17 protein-coding genes are annotated in these 16,859 nt (G+C 66.6%); 6 read left to right on the top strand and 11 right to left on the bottom strand.

The genetic code is table 11. The features are described from left to right. Nucleotides 1–221: 221 nt before the first annotated feature. The 5 genes from QOJ24_RS06745 to infC all read right to left on the bottom strand — a co-directional run bounded on the left by QOJ24_RS06745 (nt 222) and on the right by infC (nt 2,711). The gene (locus QOJ24_RS06745; RefSeq protein ID WP_526260207.1) at nt 222–548 is read right to left on the bottom strand and encodes a hypothetical protein; all 327 of its coding nucleotides are present in this window, start codon (nt 546–548) and stop codon (nt 222–224) included. Nucleotides 549–673: 125 nt separating this feature from the next. Continuing rightward, nucleotides 674–1,420, bottom strand: coding sequence for a TrmH family RNA methyltransferase (locus QOJ24_RS06740; protein ID WP_526260206.1), 747 nt, complete (start codon nt 1,418–1,420; stop codon nt 674–676). Between the two features lie 23 nt (nt 1,421–1,443). Further along, nucleotides 1,444–1,848 (bottom strand): 50S ribosomal protein L20, encoded by a 405-nt coding sequence (rplT, locus tag QOJ24_RS06735; protein ID WP_526260205.1) that lies wholly within the window; start codon nt 1,846–1,848, stop codon nt 1,444–1,446. 50 nt (nt 1,849–1,898) lie between these two features. Continuing rightward, the gene (gene rpmI, locus QOJ24_RS06730) at nt 1,899–2,093 is read right to left on the bottom strand and encodes a 50S ribosomal protein L35 (protein ID WP_123027814.1); all 195 of its coding nucleotides are present in this window, start codon (nt 2,091–2,093) and stop codon (nt 1,899–1,901) included. 6 nt (nt 2,094–2,099) lie between these two features. Continuing rightward, a complete protein-coding gene (gene infC, locus QOJ24_RS06725; protein ID WP_526260213.1) occupies nt 2,100–2,711 on the bottom strand; it encodes a translation initiation factor IF-3 in 612 nt (203 codons plus the stop codon). A gap of 209 nt (nt 2,712–2,920) precedes the next feature. Here infC and QOJ24_RS06720 point away from each other — a divergent pair, with 209 nt between their 5' ends. The 4 genes from QOJ24_RS06720 (at nt 2,921) to QOJ24_RS06705 (ending at nt 8,362) form a co-directional block, all read left to right on the top strand. Beyond that, on the top strand, nt 2,921–3,256 hold the full coding sequence (locus tag QOJ24_RS06720; protein WP_526260204.1) for a DUF1844 domain-containing protein: 336 nt from the start codon (nt 2,921–2,923) through the stop codon (nt 3,254–3,256). 44 nt (nt 3,257–3,300) lie between these two features. Further along, complete coding sequence (gene lysX / locus QOJ24_RS06715) at nt 3,301–6,609, top strand: bifunctional lysylphosphatidylglycerol synthetase/lysine--tRNA ligase LysX (protein ID WP_526260203.1); 3,309 nt, start codon at nt 3,301–3,303, stop codon at nt 6,607–6,609. An 86-nt stretch (nt 6,610–6,695) separates the two neighbouring features. After that, nucleotides 6,696–8,024, top strand: a complete 1,329-nt coding sequence (locus QOJ24_RS06710; protein ID WP_526260212.1) for an alpha/beta hydrolase — start codon at nt 6,696–6,698, stop codon at nt 8,022–8,024. 20 nt (nt 8,025–8,044) lie between these two features. Further along, nucleotides 8,045–8,362, top strand: a complete 318-nt coding sequence (locus QOJ24_RS06705; RefSeq protein WP_526260202.1) for a hypothetical protein — start codon at nt 8,045–8,047, stop codon at nt 8,360–8,362. Here the strand turns inward: QOJ24_RS06705 and QOJ24_RS06700 are convergent. Together QOJ24_RS06700 and QOJ24_RS06695 are read right to left on the bottom strand one after the other, a co-directional pair. Continuing rightward, nucleotides 8,356–9,441, bottom strand: a complete 1,086-nt coding sequence (locus QOJ24_RS06700; RefSeq protein WP_526260201.1) for a hypothetical protein — start codon at nt 9,439–9,441, stop codon at nt 8,356–8,358. The two genes, QOJ24_RS06705 and QOJ24_RS06700, sit on opposite strands and share 7 nt — an antisense overlap. Nucleotides 9,442–9,449: 8 nt before the next feature. Further along, the gene (locus QOJ24_RS06695; protein ID WP_526260200.1) at nt 9,450–10,748 is read right to left on the bottom strand and encodes a hypothetical protein; all 1,299 of its coding nucleotides are present in this window, start codon (nt 10,746–10,748) and stop codon (nt 9,450–9,452) included. A gap of 83 nt (nt 10,749–10,831) precedes the next feature. Here QOJ24_RS06695 and QOJ24_RS06690 point away from each other — a divergent pair, with 83 nt between their 5' ends. After that, nucleotides 10,832–11,449: a hypothetical protein gene (locus QOJ24_RS06690; protein ID WP_526260199.1), complete on the top strand. Its 618-nt coding sequence runs from the start codon at nt 10,832–10,834 to the stop codon at nt 11,447–11,449. Between the two features lie 2 nt (nt 11,450–11,451). On the opposite strand, the gene QOJ24_RS06685 is transcribed toward QOJ24_RS06690, so the two are convergent. Genes QOJ24_RS06685 through QOJ24_RS06675 form a run of 3 tightly spaced genes read right to left on the bottom strand, consistent with a single transcriptional unit; the run spans nt 11,452 to nt 14,836 of the window. Further along, nucleotides 11,452–12,684, bottom strand: a complete 1,233-nt coding sequence (locus QOJ24_RS06685; RefSeq protein ID WP_526260211.1) for a CHAT domain-containing protein — start codon at nt 12,682–12,684, stop codon at nt 11,452–11,454. Continuing rightward, a complete protein-coding gene (locus tag QOJ24_RS06680) occupies nt 12,666–14,300 on the bottom strand; it encodes a hypothetical protein (protein ID WP_526260198.1) in 1,635 nt (544 codons plus the stop codon). Before QOJ24_RS06680 ends, QOJ24_RS06685 begins: the two co-directional genes overlap by 19 nt. 59 nt (nt 14,301–14,359) lie before the next feature. Then, on the bottom strand, nt 14,360–14,836 hold the full coding sequence (locus QOJ24_RS06675; protein WP_526260197.1) for a lipoprotein LpqH: 477 nt from the start codon (nt 14,834–14,836) through the stop codon (nt 14,360–14,362). 118 nt (nt 14,837–14,954) lie between these two features. On the opposite strand from QOJ24_RS06675, the gene QOJ24_RS06670 reads away from it, so the two are divergent. Further along, nucleotides 14,955–16,121: a DNA glycosylase AlkZ-like family protein gene (locus QOJ24_RS06670; protein ID WP_526260196.1), complete on the top strand. Its 1,167-nt coding sequence runs from the start codon at nt 14,955–14,957 to the stop codon at nt 16,119–16,121. On the opposite strand, the gene QOJ24_RS06665 is transcribed toward QOJ24_RS06670, so the two are convergent. Then, nucleotides 16,104–16,859 (bottom strand): SDR family oxidoreductase, encoded by a 756-nt coding sequence (locus QOJ24_RS06665; protein ID WP_526260210.1) that lies wholly within the window; start codon nt 16,857–16,859, stop codon nt 16,104–16,106. The genes QOJ24_RS06670 and QOJ24_RS06665 overlap by 18 nt on opposite strands.

Genomic DNA, 16,859 nt, shown 5'->3' with positions numbered 1-16,859 from the left:
CCATCCTCGCGTCGACGCCCTTAGGGTCTCCCGATGAACGACGGCTGCCTTTGAATCTATCCGCTGAACGCGCAGCGTGGAGGAGTTTTAGCAAACTTGCCATGAGCCCGCTGAACGTCAGCTAGCTCACTACCGTCGTATCCGGTTGGAAACACTCACTTCTGGCGAGCGGCTACCGCGTCACGCCTGCTCAAGTCGGCCAACTAGCCGGCTCGGTACACCTAGGCGGTGAGGCTCGCATCTCCCCCGCCCGGGAGGGCCGCGACTTCGTCGTGCAGCGCCCTTACCCGTCGACGGATCCGGTGTTGGGTCGCCCGCGACATCGCACCTGGACGGTAGTGGCCGCGGCGGAGTCGAATCGCCCGACCGCGCGCCATCTCCCAGCGCAGAGCGTCCGAAACAGACTTCGAGTGCCGTCCAGCGGGATCGAAGCCGTGGTACGCGAGCGCGTCGACCAATTCCTCGACCGTCGCAGGCCCGTGGTCGAACAGATACGCGGTGAGCAGGTAGCGAAGATCGGTCCCGCTCACCGTCAACAATTGGCTCATCGTCAGACCATGGCATGGCGGTCTGACACCGCGCGGATTGTCGCTCTGTTGTCGCTGAGCGGTGACGGGTGTGCGGTTACATACGCACGCACGGCATGTCGCGAACGAATCCGCACACTCGACGGCTAATCGGCGCGGTGTGCTTTGGCGCTCTGGTAGAGGCAGATCGCGGCGGCGGCCGCCACGTTGAGACTTTCAGCTCCGCCCGACATCGGGATTCGAACGCGGTGATCCGCCGATGTCGCCAATTCTGCGGGCAGACCACGGGATTCGGGTCCGAACAGCCATGCGGTCGGCCCGGACAGATCGACGTCGTCGAGGCTGACCTCGCCGTCGACGGTGGTCGCCAGCACCTGCAGACCCGCACTGCGGAGCGCCGAAAGCGCTTCCCCGGCATGGGCTTCGGCCACCACGGGCACGGCGAAGATACTTCCGGCAGAGGCGCGCAGACACTTCCCGTTGTAGGGATCGACGCTATTGCCCGCCAACAGGACCGCGTCCGCCCCCATCGCGTCCGCGATCCGGATCAACGTGCCCGCATTACCCGGCTCGGATATCTCGGCGGCGACGGCGACCAGCCGTGGCTGATCGGCGAGCACGTCGGCCAGGTTCGTCGACGGCAATTCGCACACCGCGACAAGCCCGACCGGCGTCACGGTGTCCGACAGTGCTTTTGCAGCGCGATCGGTGACGACGTGGACAGGAACGTCGGCCAGTATCGGCCCGAAGCGACTCAATGCGGCTTCGGTGACGAAAACCTCGATGACGAGGTTGCGTCGCATCGCCGCCTCAACGAGGTTAGGGCCCTCAGCGAGGAAGCGTGCGGCACGGCGCCGTCCGACGTGGCGCTGAAGCTTGATCGCCGCCGCCACGCGGTCGGAGCGCTCGGTGAGCGTCAGGCAGCCTCGCCGGAATCAGTCGAAGTTGACGGCGCATTCACATCACTGGGCAGCGCGCCCTTCGCAACGTCCACCAGCGCGGTGAACGCAGCCGCGTCGCTGACGGCGATCTCGGCAAGTATCTTGCGGTCCACCTCGACCCCGGCGGCCTTGAGCCCCTGGATGAGCCGGTTGTAGGTGATGTCATTGGCGCGGGCAGCCGCGTTGATGCGGGAGATCCACAACTTGCGGAACTCACCCTTGCGGGCGCGCCGGTCGCGGTAGGCATAGTTCAGCGAATGCAGCTGCTGCTCTTTGGCTTTGCGATACAGCCGGGACCGCTGGCCGCGATAGCCCTTCGATGCCTTGAGTACTGTCCGCCGCTTCTTCTGGGCGTTGACTGCGCGCTTCACGCGTGCCATGGGGTGTTCCTATTCTCGTTCGGTTCAAAAGGTAGGTAAAGGCGCTGAAACTAGCCGTTCAGCAGCTTCTTGACGCGTCTGGTGTCGTTGGCCGACACGTCGGTGCGTCCTTCGAGCCGACGGGTGCGCTTGCTCGACTTGTGCTCGAGCAGGTGCCTACGGTTGGCCTTCTCGCGGACGATCTTTCCGGTGCCGGTCTTCCGGAACCGCTTGGAAGCGCCGCTGTGGGTCTTCGCCTTGGGCATGTGTCCTCAGTTCTGTGATGTGTCGGTCTGTGCTTCGGCGGGCTGAGCGCTTGCGCGCTGTGCAGCGGGTGCGTCTGCATCGTGCGCCGCCTTGGCGCGGGTCTTCGCGCCGCGATGCGGTGCCAGCACCATCGTCATGTTGCGCCCGTCCTGCTTGGCTGACGTCTCGACGAAGCCGTAGTCGGCGACGTCGGCGCCCAGGCGCTGCAACAGCCGATAGCCCAGCTCGGGCCGCGACTGCTCGCGTCCGCGGAACATGATCGTCACCTTGACTTTCGACCCCGCTTGCAGGAAGCGGACTACGTGGCCCTTCTTGGTCTCGTAGTCGTGCGGGTCGATCTTGGGACGCAGCTTCTGTTCCTTGACGACGGTCTGCTGCTGGTTCTTGCGAGACTCGCGTGCCTTCTGGGCCGTCTCGTATTTGAACTTGCCGTAATCCATGATTTTGCAGACCGGCGGCTTGGCGTCCGGCGCTACTTCGACAAGGTCGAGATCGGCATCCGCAGCGACGCGGAGGGCGTCTTCGATGCGCACGATGCCTACCTGCTCGCCACCTGGTCCGATCAAGCGGACTTCAGGTACTCGAATGCGCTCGTTGACGCGGGTCTCAGTGCTGATGGGGCCTCCTATGTTGTCCTCTATTTCAGGAGCCCACGCCATCAGCACAAAGGCCCTGCAAAAAGCAGGGCCCGATGCCGACCAGGACAGACATCCGCGAGAATGTCTGAGACCGGACCGCTGAGCCGGTGTGGCCAACGGTGGGAGCGGGACTCCACTTGCTGTCCCTGGCGTATGCCGGGACGGTCGCGCGTGCCAGTCTAGCAGCCATGACCGACGTTCCTAACACGCGCGAGCTGGCCGAAATTCCGGCGGTGGAAGTCATCACCCGCTCGGCGGTGATGCTGATGAGCGCCGCGGCGGAGAAACTCGGTCTGTCGGCAGACGACCCCGACGACAGTCCGCATCGAGATCTCGACGAGGCGCGCAGACTGATCACCGCCCTGGCCGCTCTGGTCACCGCATCGGCCGAGTACCTCGGCCCGCACGCGGGACCCGTCCGCGACGGGCTGAAGAGTCTGCAGTTGGCATTCCGCGAGTCCAGCGCCGCCCCCGATGAACCGGGGCAGGGTCCAGGCGAGAAATACACCGGCCCGGTCTGGTAGCGGTCACACCCATTTCCGGGGTTGAGCGAATATCCTCGCGGCCTATGACCCTCACTAGCCCGCCGCGGGTTCGGCCCACCTCGAGTTTCTCTTGGGTTCCCGCGGCGGCGGGCTGGACCGTCGGCATCATCGCCACCCTGTCGCTGATTGCGAGCGTCTCGCCGCTGGTGCGGGTGATCATCAAGATTCCGCGGGAATTCGTCAATGACTACATCTTCAACTTCCCAGATACCAGCTTCGCTTGGGCGTTCGTGCTCGCGCTGCTGGCCGCCGCGCTGGCGACCCGCAAACGACTCGCCTGGTTGATCCTCGTGCTCTACATGCTCGCGTCCACCGTCTGGAATCTCGGCGACATCGTCACCGGCGACGAGACGTGGATGGAGGAGAGCGGCGAGATGATCGGTCTCGCCTTCCACGTCGCCGCCGTCGCATTCCTCATGCTGGCCCGCAAGGAGTTCTGGGCCAAGGTGCGACGCGGTGCTCTGGTCAAGGCGGCGGTGGCACTCGTCGCCGGAATGGCCATTGGAATCCTGGTCGGATGGGGACTTCTGGAACTGTTTCCCGGCACGCTGGAACGCGACTACCGACTGGCCTACGCGGTCAATAGGGTCGCGGCTTTTGCCGGCGTGGGTTCCAACGCGTTCGACGGCCAGCATCCGCACGTCTTCGTCAACGCGCTTCTCGGTCTGTTCGGCGCGCTGGCGCTGATGTTTGCCGCGATCGTGTTGTTCCGGTCGCAGAAGTCGGAGAACGCTCTCACCGGTGAGGACGAGTCGGCGATCCGCGGGCTGCTGGAGCTGTGGGGAAAGAACGACTCGCTTGGCTACTTCGCCACCCGCAGGGACAAGGGCGCGGTGTTCGCGCCGAACGGCCGCGCGGCGGTCACCTACCGCGTCGAGGTGGGTGTGTGCCTTGCCAGTGGCGACCCCGTCGGCGATCCGAAGTCGTGGCCCCAGGCGATAGAGGCGTGGCTGAGGCTGTGCCAGGAGTACGGCTGGGCGCCCGGCGTGATGGGCGCGAGTTCGGCTGCGGCTGAGGCGTTCCGGGCCGCAGGACTCAACGCGCTGCAGCTCGGGGACGAAGCAATCCTGCATCCCGACGGCTTCCGGTTGTCGGGGGCCGACATGCGCGCGGTCCGGCAGGCGGTGACGCGGGCGCGGCGCGCCGGACTGACGGTTCGAATGCGACGCCACCGTGACATACCCCCTGACGAGATGGCCGAGGTGATCGAGCGGGCCGACGCGTGGCGTGACACCGAGAGCGAGCGTGGCTTCTCGATGGCGCTCGGCCGGCTCGGCGATCCCGCCGACGGCGACTGCCTTCTGGTGGAGGCCCTGCAGAACCAGGACGAGGTCGTCGCGATGCTGTCGTTGGTGCCGTGGGGCAATAACGGGGTGTCGCTCGACTTGATGCGGCGATCTCCGAAATCGCCTAACGGCACAATCGAATTCATGGTGACCGAGCTGCTGCAGCAGTCGGAAGGCATTGGCATAAGCCGTGTTTCGCTAAACTTCGCGATGTTCCGGTCGGCGTTCGAGCAAGGTGCCCAACTCGGTGCTGGCCCGGTCGCCCGGCTGTGGCGCGGGCTGCTGGTGTTCTTCTCCCGATGGTGGCAACTGGAAACGCTGTACCGGTCGAACATGAAGTACAAGCCCGAGTGGGTGCCGCGCTACGCCTGCTACGAGGACGCCCGGCTCGTCCCACGGGTGGGAGTTGCGTCGGTGATCGCCGAGGGTTTCCTGGTGCTGCCGTTCACCCGTCGCACCGAACAGCACACCGGGCATCACATCGCGGCACCGCAGAATCTGGTCGCGACGGGGTTGCTGCGTCACGACGGCAGCGCACCCGACCTGTCCGCACTTCAGGCTGACCTCCCCGACGGCGGGGATGATCCACGTCTTCCGGAGCAGGTGAGGGTCCGGATGGCCAAACTCAAGGTCCTGCAGGACAGCGGTGTGGACGCCTACCCGGTCGGGCGGCCGCCGAGCCACACGGTCGCCGAGGCGGTCGGGGCGACCGACGGCGCCGCGGTGACAGTGGCGGGGCGCGTGCTGCGGATCCGCGACTACGGCGGTGTGTTGTTCGCGCAATTGCGTGACTGGTCCGATGAAGTACAACTGCTGCTTGACAACTCGGAGCTGGACACCGGTAGCACCGCAGACTTCACCGGTTCCATCGACCTCGGCGACCTCATCGAGGTGACCGGCACGATGGGCAGAAGCCGGTTGGGCACCCAATCGCTGATCGTGGGTAGCTGGCGGCTGATCGGCAAGTGCCTGCGCCCGCTGCCGGACAAGTGGAAGGGGTTGACCGACCAGGAGGCGCGGGTGCGCGCCCGCTATGTCGACCTGGCCATCAACACCGAGGCACGGGATTTGATCCGGGCCCGCAGCGGTGTCCTGCACGCCATTCGCGAAACATTGGTCGGCAAGGGCTTTCTGGAGGTCGAGACCCCGATCCTGCAGCAGATTCACGGGGGCGCCAACGCACGTCCGTTCCTCACCCACATCAATGCCTACGACCTCGACCTCTATCTGCGCATCGCCCCGGAGTTGTACCTCAAGCGGCTGTGCGTCGGTGGCGTCGAGCGGGTGTTCGAGCTGGGTCGCGCCTTCCGCAACGAGGGGGTGGATTTCAGCCACAACCCGGAGTTCACGCTGTTGGAGGCCTACCAGGCGCACGCTGACTACAACGTGTGGATCGACGGCTGCCGCGAATTGATCCAGAACGCGGCGCTGGCCGCCAACGGCGAACACGTGTTTCTGCGGCCGGGCGACGACGGCACGCTGCACAAGGTCGACATCTCCGGTCAGTGGGCGGTCAAGACCGTGCACGGCGCGGTCTCCGAAGCGCTCGGCGAGCAGATCGGGCCGGAGACGGACCTGGCCACACTGCGCAAGCTGTGCGACGACGCAGATATTCTTTACCTCACGCACTGGGATGCGGGCGCGGTTGTGCTGGAGCTCTACGAGCGGCTCGTCGAGGATCGCACCGAGGAGCCCACGTTCTACAAGGATTTCCCGACGTCGGTGTCGCCGCTGACCCGGCCGCACCGCAGCATCCCCGGGATTGCCGAACGCTGGGACCTTGTCGCATGGGGCGTGGAGCTGGGCACCGCCTACAGCGAGCTCACCGACCCCGTCGAACAACGTAGGCGGCTGCAGGAGCAGTCTTTGTTGGCCTCCGGCGGTGATCCGGAGGCGATGGAACTCGACGAGGACTTTCTGCAGGCCATGGAGTACGCGATGCCGCCGACGGGTGGACTGGGTATGGGTGTCGACCGGGTGGTGATGCTTATCACTGGACGAAGCATCCGCGAAACGCTGCCATTCCCGCTGGCCAAACCTCGCTAGCAGCTGACTCACAGCCCGCCACAAGGTAGGCACGCCACGATGTTGCCGTGACGTTACCCGACTCGTTGCGCCACCATTTATCCCTCATGCACGGCTGGCTTCCAGTCACCGTGCAGGTCATCGCCGCCGTGGTACTGATTGCCGCGGTCAGCCGACGCAGCGGACGCTGGCAGGTGCGCTGGGTGCCGTGGGCACTGATCGTCGGCACCGCCCTTTCCGCATCCGCTTACTGGTATGTCGCGTCCCAGGGCCTGTCCGACAACCCCGCCCCGAACGCGTTGTGGATCTGGGTCGGGCTCACCGGTTTCGCGGCCGCCGTGTTGGTGGCCGGTTGGCGGAGGTCTGGCTGGTGGCGGCGCGGGGCCTCGCTGGCTGCACTGCCCCTGACACTGCTGTGCGCCGGGCTGGCATTGAATATGTGGGTCGGCTACTTCCCCACCGTGCAGACGGCGTGGAACCAGCTGACGGCCGGACCGCTGCCCGACCAGACCGACGAGGTCACCGTGATGGCCATGCAGCACGAGCGCAAGATCCCGCCGAAGGGCACCGTGGTGCCGGTCGATATCAGCGACGCGGCGTCGGGTTTCCGTCACCGCGGCGAGCTGGTCTACCTGCCGCCCGCCTGGTTCGCCACCAATCCGGCGCCGAAACTGCCGACCTTGATGATGATCGGCGGCGAGTTCAACACGCCGGCCGACTGGCTGCGCACCGGCGGCGCGGTGAAGATGCTGGACGACTTCGCCGGGGCACATCACGGAAATGCTCCCGTCGTCGTGTTCGTCGATCCTGGCGGTGCGTTCAACAACGACACCGAGTGCGTCAACGGCAGGCGAGGCCGCAGTGCCGACCACCTCACCAAAGATGTTGTGCCGTACATGGTCTCGCATTACGGAGTGAGTCCGGACCGCTCGAAGTGGGGTATCGTCGGCTGGTCCATGGGCGGGACGTGCGCCGTCGACCTCGCAGTCATGCATCCAGACATGTTCAGCGCATTCGAGGACATTGCAGGCGACATCGGACCCAACTCGGGCAACAAAGACCAGACCATCGCGCGACTGTTCGGAGGCAATCCCGACGCGTGGGCGGCGTTCGATCCGACCACCGTGATCAACAAGCACGGCCCGTACACAGGTGTCGCCGGGTGGTTTGACGTCAACGGCTCGACCGCGACCATTCAACGTGCCAAGAACGACCAGGCTGCCGCCGCGAACTCGTTGTGCGGGCTTGGCGCAGCCAATGGGATCAACTGCGCTGTGGTGAGCCAGCCGGGTAAGCACGACTGGCCGTTCGCATCGCACGCGTTCGGCGTTGCCCTGCCATGGCTCGCTGGCCAGATCGGCACACCTGACGTGCCGCCGACGCCCCTGCCGGCAGCCGCCGGTAGCCCGACGTTCGAACAGGCCGCCGCGAGGTAGCCGCAGAGTACGGTGGCGGCATGCCCGACGAACCGAATCCGCAACCGGCGCCTGCCGACTCGGAACCGGCCGCCCAACTGCAGCCTCAGCCACCGTCCCCTTCACCTGCCGAGGCCGCCGACACCGGGTACACCCCCGGCGGCGTGCCGACCTTCGAATCGGTGTGCGAGAAGATCGAGACGCGTTACGGCACCGCGATCGGGGCCAGCGAGCTGGCAGCCGAGACCCCGGAGGGGCGCTCCGTCGAGGAGCAGTACGAAGAGCGCCAGCGCGCCGCCGCCGAACGCCTCGAACAAATTCGCCAGTCGATGCATACCGCCGAGAACGAGTCTCAGTAGTCGGATTCGGCGGCGAGGATCTCGGCGAGGTACGCATCGCCCACAGGCGCCGCCAACCGGGCCCGCGCGAAATCTCGGACCCGCAGACGTGTTTCCGGTGATTCATCGACGTCGGCGCCGACCGTGACCGAAGTGCCCTCCCAATCATGGTTCCAGGCAGTCGATTCCGCTACGGGCTGTCGCTGATCATCGATCAGGCCAAACATCGCCTGTCCGCGGTCGTCCAAGACGGCGGCGCCGCTGAGCACACCCGACCGTAGCCGCACCGGGATGCCGCTCGGCGAATCACCGCCTGACAGTTCCACGTCGACAACGGCGTTCGCCCCCGGTGTCGCCGCCTCGACGACCCATTCGATCGTGTTCTCAGCCGCATCGAACACCGCAGGCGGAACGCCTGCCCAGCGGATCGAATCTGTGCCCCGTGCGATCGCACCCGCTGCGCGCTGTCTGCGATCCGCACCCGCGGCCAGCGCGTAGTCGTCCCGACGCCGTGTCGGTGCAGGCTCGACGAGAACGATCCCGACGTCGTCGGTCAGCTCGCTCGCAGCGCGCACCAGCTCGACCACGCGCGGATCTCCCCCTTGGACATGGGCGTTCAATGCCGCCGTATGGGGTGCGAGTAACCCGGCCACGTCCGAGTCGATTGTGTCGTCGGCGAAGAAATGCTGTGCGGCCGCCGTCAGCAGTGCGATCTCGGCGTCGACCAGCGCACCATCCAGGGCGGCGATCCCGTCGCGGTGACTCGCCGGCCACCAGCGTCGCATCCAGTGGCCCAAGGCCAGCCGTCGCAGCTGATCGACCGACCCGGGCAATACGGCGACCCCATTCACGTCGATCGTCTGCGCGTCGTGCGGCAAGCGTTCGTTCACGGCTGCGGCCGGTGCGCTGTGACCGGGTTCGCCGAGCACCCGCCACAGCCAGTCCGCGCGCGCCAGGTCGGTGAAGGTGATCGATGCCGCGCCGGAATCGTCGATCGACCAGGCCAGCACGGCGCCGCTCACTTCAAGCACGGCGACCAACGGGCCAGGCGCCACCGGCGGCCCGGTGCTCCAGAGTCCGGAATCGGCGACCAGTTTCATCCCGCCACCTACAACATCGATTTGATCCGCTGCCGGTGATCCAGGCTCACCGACCGTGCCACGCCCTCGAGCAGCGAGCGGACGTCGTCGACGTCGGCGCACGGCTCCTGCCAGACGTCGCGGCCGTGCAGGCGCGCCCACAGCCGGCTCAGGTACGGACGGGCGAACGCGGAGAGATCGTCGATCACCTGCTGCTGGCGTGGGTGAATCGGGCCGCCCTCGGCCAGATACCGGCGGGCGTGCATCACATAGGCCTCTTTACGTAGTCGCGCCTGGATCAGGCTCCCAAGGTGGTAGCGCGGCACGACGTCGGCCAGCGGGGCAAGGCCCACCGCGATCTCGATCCCCGCTATCAACGCGGCCTGATTGTCCTCGGCCAGCAGCCCCCACGGTGCACACGACCTGTCGACCTCCTCTGCGCACAGCAGTGGCACGTCGGGAAGTTCGTCTCGATCGAGTGCGCGACGCAGCGTGGCCCGGACACGGTCGACGACACAGCGATTGAGCGGGCGATCGCCTGCTGACCCGCCGACCACCGTCGGCGATTGCTGCGGCTCAACCGAACTCAAGCCGAGATCGACGATCGACCACGGCAGCGACGCCGTCGCGGCATGCGCATTCGCTCCGAGGTTGTACGGCGTTGGATCGGCGATCAGCGCCGACCAGACCCGCTGACGAGCCATCGACTCGCGGTGGCTCTCGGCGGCCCCGAGCACAGTTGTCAGGCCCGACAGGAACGGACCGGTGATCTCGGTGCCCGCACGCACATCGCGCCAACTGTGTCGCACCTGCTCGGAGAGTTTCGCGATGACCTCCTGATCGCGGACGAATTGATTGAGTACCTCGATGGCGGTGCGGTCGCGGTCGTCGTGAATGCCCCGCAGCACCGTCGTCGCCGCGTCGCTGTCCGCATCCGCGGGCGCTCCCCTGGTCACGGCGAGCTCGAAACACACAGGGAAATACAGCTCCTGCGCGTTTCCCGTGGTGATGCGAAGCCTGCGACGTTCCCGCTTGAGGACCTCGAACCACGCCGCGGCGCCGCACAACGCGGGTCCGTTGCCGACGATCAATTCGTGTATCGCAGAAGCGACGGCGGTGTCGATGAACGGCGCCGAGTACTGCGTGTTCGACCGGAGCCGAAGCACTAGGGGGTCGATGATTCGCTTGATTGTTCTGCGCAGCGGGCCACCGTCGTCGCTGCTGAGCACCTCCACGCCAGGACCGATCGCTCGCCACGCCCCGTCGATCACGGCATGCCGTGGCCGCATGACTGCAGTGGCCGTCTCGGCTCTGGCCCCCGTGGTCATCCCTAGAGGATAGGAGTGGGTCGTAGCATCTCCTAGCGGAAAAGTTGGGTTCGGTAGCCGGCACGGTGTCAGAACCTCATGGCATGCCTGATGCGACGTTGCTCACTGTCCTGGCCGTTATCGGAGTCGGCATCGCGGCGACTCTCCTGCTTTCCAACCTTCTCGCATCGCCGAACCCCACCGTCGCACCCGACGTCGGCATCGGCACCGTCAGGCAGATCACCGACGTGATCACCATGGAGGTGCAGAGCGTGACGGGCGGGACGTTCACCGGACTGCTGCGTGGCGATTCGGTAGCCGAGGGGCTGCGGCCGGGAACGGTGTTGATGGTCGCGTTCGACCCTGCAGCGCGCGAACATCTTTCGCTGGCCGACGACATGTTGGCCGTCCGCGCCGCCTTCGACCGGATGCTCGTCGACAAAGGACTACTCACAGGACCGCAACTCGACTTGATTCGGCACGGCATCCGATCACGCGGCGTGGTCACCGGGATGCAGACAACCGGCGAAGCCCGCGAAGACCATCGGGAAGTCGAGCTCGACGTGATGGTCAGCAGGCCCGAGGGCGGCCAGTTCGCGGTGCACGAGATCGCGTTGATCCCGGCGTCGTCGATGCCCAGGGTGGCACCCGGCAGCGTTATCGACACGTACTACCGGCAAGGTCACGAATCCGAGGTCGCCATCTCCGTGCCACCGAGTTGACTTCAGCGTGCCCCGTCGACGGTGAAGGTGACCAGCGCAGCCCAGTACAGCGGGCTGGCGGTGACATCCCCGTCGCGCCAACGCCGCATCTGTCCGCGCTGCCAGCGGTTCACGGCGCTGCCGGCGTCGGCGTCCTGATGGGCCAGATCAACCGCAATGATCGCGTCGGCCATCGGATCCGCTTCCGTATCAACAGAACTCGGCGCAAACTGCCGGTAGCCGGCCGCGGTGGGCAGCGACCACAGCGTCGCGGTCACCAGCTGCGCGCCGCACAGGATCATCGCAGCCACCAGCCCCGTCGCCTCGTCGAACTGATAGTCGCCGCCGGAGGCGCACGCCAGCAGCGCGATGCGGGGCGGAAAGGGCAGCGTGGCCGACATCAGGTCCGCTGCGGTCAGCGGACGGTCGTCGGCGAGGTGCAGTGCCGCGCGGTCTGCGTGACCGACATCGCCGTCCGCGGCCGTCGCATGGCCGACGTAGAGCAGCCTGCTCGGCGATTGCGCGAGAAGCCCGGCCAGCCAGGCGCGTCCCGCGTCGGTGCGGCGGAACAATTCGACCGCCGTTGAGACATCGGGAAGTACCGGCCCTCGTTGCATCAAGTCGCTGAAATGAACCGCCAACGGGGATTCCGCAGACGGTCGACCGAGCACCGAGCCGAGCGGCGAATCGGGCCGTTGTCCCGGCACCCGGGGATCGAGCACCAGAAGCGGCGGACCGCTCTTCCTGCTGTGCCAGTCGACGGGCCTGCGCGACGCGTTCGCGATGTTCGGCGGCGCCGCCATCAACACGTCGACGAGCTCGATCAACCGAAACCCGTCGTCGCCCGGCATCGCGAGGACTGCCCAGGGCACGCGCGCAAGCCGCGCGCTCGGTGAGACGAACAACGCAGCGCGCGGCGAGGTTACGCAGTCGTTCAACAGCTGCCACGCCGGTGCGGCGAGCAACTGGGAGCCAAGGTCGCGTGCGATCTCCGACTCGGCCGACGGCGACGCGAGCGGCCCCGTGGCGATCGCGCGTTGCACGGCGTCCCGTTGCGTTTCGGGACCGTGCGGGTCAGGCAGGGCCCGTGTGAGGTTCTCCAGTGCCCCAACAAGAATCGGTTCCTCCACCACCCAGGTGACGGTCCGCGACGGCTGTCCGACCACACGCAGGCTGGCATAGGTGGCGACGCCGACGTCGGCGAAGCGCAGCACCAGCGTCTGCCGCCGGGGGGCGGTCACGGCCACGTCGGCCAGGCTGCCTCGTCGGCGGTGATGTCGCGACCATAGCGCTGATACGCCAAGTCGCGATACCGGCTCATGATGGGCGGTTTCTCGGGGTCCATCCACAGGGGCGGCAACGGACCGAGCCGGGTCAGCCCGCCTGCGACCGAGGCAGCCGGCGACCCCGCAGCCACCAGCGCGTACTCATCATCGGCCTCTACGGGAACGGCCGCAGTCGCGGTGCCCATCCATTGCTCGACCGCGCTGTCGGTCAGCTCGGTACTGAAAGCGCCTCGCGCACAGTGATATTCGACAAGCTCGCTGAGCAGGTCGGCGTTTCCCCACTCGTAGGCCACGGCGAAGGCGCCCGCCAGAATCCGGGCCGACACCAAGGTGGCCCAACGCATTCTCGCGTCGGCGTCGACGATCGCGTGCCGCACCGAGTCCACCGCGAGCGCGGCGGGCACCTTGAGGTCGGCGGCCTGCTGCAGTTTGACCGCTGCGTTCGCGGGATCGGCCAGCGCCTCAGCGCGCATGATGCTGCCGACGTGATCGTCCAGCCTGGCGTACTGCAGCCAGCTGCGGCGCGGCCACGAATCAAGGAGCTCCCGCGCCTCGCGGGCCTTCTCGGATGCCGCATCGAACCGGCCGGCCAGGATGTCGACCCAACTGCGCTGCAACAGAATGCGATGGATGTGAAGAGGCTTCTCCACCTCACGCCAATGCCGCTCAGCGTGCCCGAAACGCTCGTCGGCGTCGTCGAGCCTGTTCACCGACATCGCGATCAAACCGAAGTACAGCCAGCTCCGCGAAACATCGTGGGCCCGGTATCCCTCGGCTATCGCCGGATAGGCCTCGTGTACCAGCGTCTGTGTCTGCCGCACGTCACCAGACGCCCACGCCGCCGTGCCGCGTTCGAGTTGTGTTCTCGCTCTGGCCAAGTCCCATCCTCGGGCTTCGGCTCGAGCGCCTGCTCGCCGAAGCCAGGGCTCCGCCTCAGCAAGCCGGCCGGTCTCGACGCTGAAGCGGCCATATCCCGTGGCGCCCTGGACCAGCAGGTGGTCGTCGGCCTCGCCGCTGTGACCCGGCCGGTCGATGGCCTCGAGCACCTTCTCCCACAGGGGAACCGACTGGACGTGGAGGTCGTCGTCGCACAGCGCGTTTGCACAGAAGATCTGCGCGTAGGTGATCAGGAACCGATGCTCGGCCGCGAGATCGGGATGGCCCGCGCCGGAATCGTCGGTGCACAAGACGAACAGGGCGAGCTCGGCTCCCTCGTGGTCACCGTGGTCGGCGGCGGCGAGTCCCGCCCTCAGGAACTGTGCCCGGCGCGAGTACCTACACACCATGTGATCGATCTCGGTGTCCGACATCGTCACCTGCGCGGCGGCTTCGGCGTTCGTGCCCGCCCGTATCGACCGGTAGATCGCCAGGCGGTCGTCGATACGGCGGATGCTTTCTTCGGTGCCGTTGTATGCGGTACGCACCAGATAGATCTCACCGAGCAGGGCGAAGACCTCAAGTAGGAGGTCGTCGCGCTCGCCGTCCTCGATCTGCTCGCCGAGGCCCACCAACAGATCCTTGGCCGTCACCTCGTCGGCGGCGAAGATGAGTTGACGCGCTCGGTCGAGCTCGTCATGGATGCTCATGGCGCAATCTTAGGAAGCGGCGGGCGCGCAATGCACGCCCGCCGCCCGGCTGGAGCCGTTTATTTGCAGGTCACCTTGACCGTGAACGGCTTGGTGATCATGCCGGCCATCGGGTTCTTGATGTCGGCGCCGGTAGCCTCACCCGTGATGGTGTAGGTGCTGCCGTCGACCTTGACGTCAGCCGAACCACTCTTCATGCCGCCCATTTGGCTGACGGCTAGTGCGCTTCCATCGACCACCATGGCCAGCGAGTCCACGGACGGCGTGGCGGCGTCGGACATCAAGATGCCGAGACCCTGCTGGCCACCGACGGCGCCGCTGGCGACGGTGATCTTGCCGGCCTGCTTGACACAGGTGACGGAGTTGAGATCCAGGCCGGCCAGGTCCTTGCCGTCGACCTTGACCTCGGTGCTACCGCCCGTGCTGGCCTGCGTGTCGCCGGCGGACGCCGTCGATGCGCTCTTGTCATCCGAACATCCCACCAGCAGTGCGGCTCCTGCGAGCAGCCCCAGTGCACCCGCGACAACTCGATTCATTGTCCTGATCCCTTCGTTCGCGCGTCGCCTCGATGGCGGCGTCGAGATGAAGTCAAGATGGGCCGGACCGCTACCGATCCCAACCTTTGTCGGGCGGCGGCGGTACGGTTCGCAGGCGATGCGGTCTTTCACGGACGCCGAACGGCGGGCACGCCTGGCGCGACGGCATTTCCTGGCTGCCCCGGCCGATTCGATGGATCGGGCCGTCACGGACCTTGTCGGGTTGCACGCCACCGACCCCGCGACGCCTTACCTGTCGCTTTGGGCGCGGCTGCCCGGCTTCACCGTCGGCGATCTCGACACCGCGCTGTACCTGCGCCGCAATCTGGTTAAACATCTCGCAATGCGCCGCACGCTCTGGGTGATCTCCGCCGACGACCTCCCCCACATCCAGGCGGCGGCCAGTGACCGGGTGGCCGACACCGAACGTCGCAGATTGGTCGCCGATGTGCAGAAGGCGGGCATTGCCACCAGCGGCGAGGAGTGGCTCGGCCGCGCGTGCGACGCGGTGTTGAGGCATTTGGCCGAGAACGGCCCGACCAACGCCAGACAATTGCGGGCGGCCATACCCGAACTTGCCGGCAGCTACGATCCCGCACCCGGAAAACGTTGGGGCGGTGACACTCCGCTTTCTCCGCGGGTGCTGACCGTGCTTTCCGTGCGCGGCGACATCATCCGCGGCCCCAATGAGGGAACGTGGACGACATCACGGCCGCAGTGGACCGCGGCGACCGACTGGTTTGCCGAGTCGCCCGGCGTGGCCGCGCCCGAGTCGGCGCGTGCACATCTGGTTCGCGTCTGGTTGCGTACCTTTGGGCCCGCGACCGTCACCGACATCAAGTGGTGGTTCGGCAACACGCTTACTTGGGCGCGGCACGCACTGCGTGACGTCGACGCCGTCGAGGTCGACCTGGACGGGACACCCGGTTTCGCACTGCCCGACGACCTCGAGGTGGAGGTCGAACCCGACCCGTGGGGTGCGCTGCTGCCCGGTCTGGACGTGACAACGATGGGTTGGTACGACCGCGACTGGTATCTCGGTGGGCATCGCAGCCAGGTCTTCGACACGAACGGCAACGCCGGTCCGACCCTCTGGTGGAACGGCCGGGTGGTGGGGGCCTGGGCTCAGGACGGAGATGGCCGCGTTGAGCTGCGGTTGCTGGACGATGTCGGTCGCGATGCTCGCACGTCGCTGACGGGACAGGCCGACGAACTGACCGAATGGCTCGACGGGGTGCGGATCAGCCCGCGATTCCCGTCGCCGCTGTCACGCGCCGGTCGGTGAGGGACGCGCAGGCGCACCGCGGGCGACCACCACCGGCATGGACGTCGACGTGTTGGTGCGAAGGATGGTGTACACGACGTCGACGAGATCCTCGACCGGCATCAGCTGCCCGGGCATGCAGCCACGCGAAATCCACTGCGGGTAGAACTCCCCGGTTAGCTCCCGATCCCAGCCGGTGCTGAATCCGGTGGCGGAGTCACCGTCGCCGCCTGCGCATTCCCCGACGATCAGGTTGGTGAAACCGATGTCCGGGTGCTCAGCGCGCCATGCTTCGATGAGCCTTTCGAGCGCGGCCTTGCTGACGCCGTACGCGGCAAGCCCGGGCCACGGCGGACCGAAAGTGCCTGCATCAGAAGATAGATAGACGACTTTGCCCGCCGATCGGGTGAGATGAGGGACGGCAGCTGAGGTGGCGATTGCGGCACCGGTGACGTTAGTGGCGAAGACCCTGCTCCAGGTGTCGGCATCGGTGTCGACGAGTCGCATCACCGAGCCGATCGCCGGCGTGTAGACCAGGTTGTCGATACCGCCGAGCGCTTCTGCGGCGGCCGCGATCGCGGAGCGCACCGACGCCTCTTCGGTCACGTCGCATTCGACGGCCACCGAATCTCCGCCCGCCTCCTTGGCCGCATTTTCGATCCGATCCCGACGGCGGGCGAGCAGAGCCACCTGGTCACCGCGTTGCGCCAGTCCGAGTCCAATGCATCGCCCAAGGCCGCTCGATGCGCCGATCACCAC

The organism is Mycobacterium sp. (assembly GCF_032159775.1).
Taxonomy (GTDB): Bacteria; Actinomycetota; Actinomycetes; order Mycobacteriales; family Mycobacteriaceae; genus Mycobacterium.
Note: the sequence above shows the minus strand (reverse complement) of the source record. Positions and strands in the feature narration are given on the sequence as shown.

What these genes read in the sequence shown, in the direction of transcription:
- QOJ24_RS06680 (WP_526260198.1), bottom strand. Translation starts at nt 14,300, where the DNA reads ATGAGCATCCATGACGAGCTCGACCGAGCGCGTCAACTCATCTTCGCC.
- QOJ24_RS06675 (WP_526260197.1), bottom strand. Translation starts at nt 14,836, where the DNA reads ATGAATCGAGTTGTCGCGGGTGCACTGGGGCTGCTCGCAGGAGCCGCA.
- QOJ24_RS06700 (WP_526260201.1), bottom strand. Translation starts at nt 9,441, where the DNA reads ATGAAACTGGTCGCCGATTCCGGACTCTGGAGCACCGGGCCGCCGGTG.
- QOJ24_RS06720 (WP_526260204.1), top strand. Translation starts at nt 2,921, where the DNA reads ATGACCGACGTTCCTAACACGCGCGAGCTGGCCGAAATTCCGGCGGTG.
- lysX (WP_526260203.1), top strand. Translation starts at nt 3,301, where the DNA reads ATGACCCTCACTAGCCCGCCGCGGGTTCGGCCCACCTCGAGTTTCTCT.
- rpmI (WP_123027814.1), bottom strand. Translation starts at nt 2,093, where the DNA reads ATGCCCAAGGCGAAGACCCACAGCGGCGCTTCCAAGCGGTTCCGGAAG.
- QOJ24_RS06710 (WP_526260212.1), top strand. Translation starts at nt 6,696, where the DNA reads ATGCACGGCTGGCTTCCAGTCACCGTGCAGGTCATCGCCGCCGTGGTA.
- QOJ24_RS06705 (WP_526260202.1), top strand. Translation starts at nt 8,045, where the DNA reads ATGCCCGACGAACCGAATCCGCAACCGGCGCCTGCCGACTCGGAACCG.
- QOJ24_RS06745 (WP_526260207.1), bottom strand. Translation starts at nt 548, where the DNA reads ATGAGCCAATTGTTGACGGTGAGCGGGACCGATCTTCGCTACCTGCTC.
- rplT (WP_526260205.1), bottom strand. Translation starts at nt 1,848, where the DNA reads ATGGCACGCGTGAAGCGCGCAGTCAACGCCCAGAAGAAGCGGCGGACA.
- QOJ24_RS06695 (WP_526260200.1), bottom strand. Translation starts at nt 10,748, where the DNA reads ATGACCACGGGGGCCAGAGCCGAGACGGCCACTGCAGTCATGCGGCCA.
- QOJ24_RS06690 (WP_526260199.1), top strand. Translation starts at nt 10,832, where the DNA reads ATGCCTGATGCGACGTTGCTCACTGTCCTGGCCGTTATCGGAGTCGGC.
- QOJ24_RS06670 (WP_526260196.1), top strand. Translation starts at nt 14,955, where the DNA reads ATGCGGTCTTTCACGGACGCCGAACGGCGGGCACGCCTGGCGCGACGG.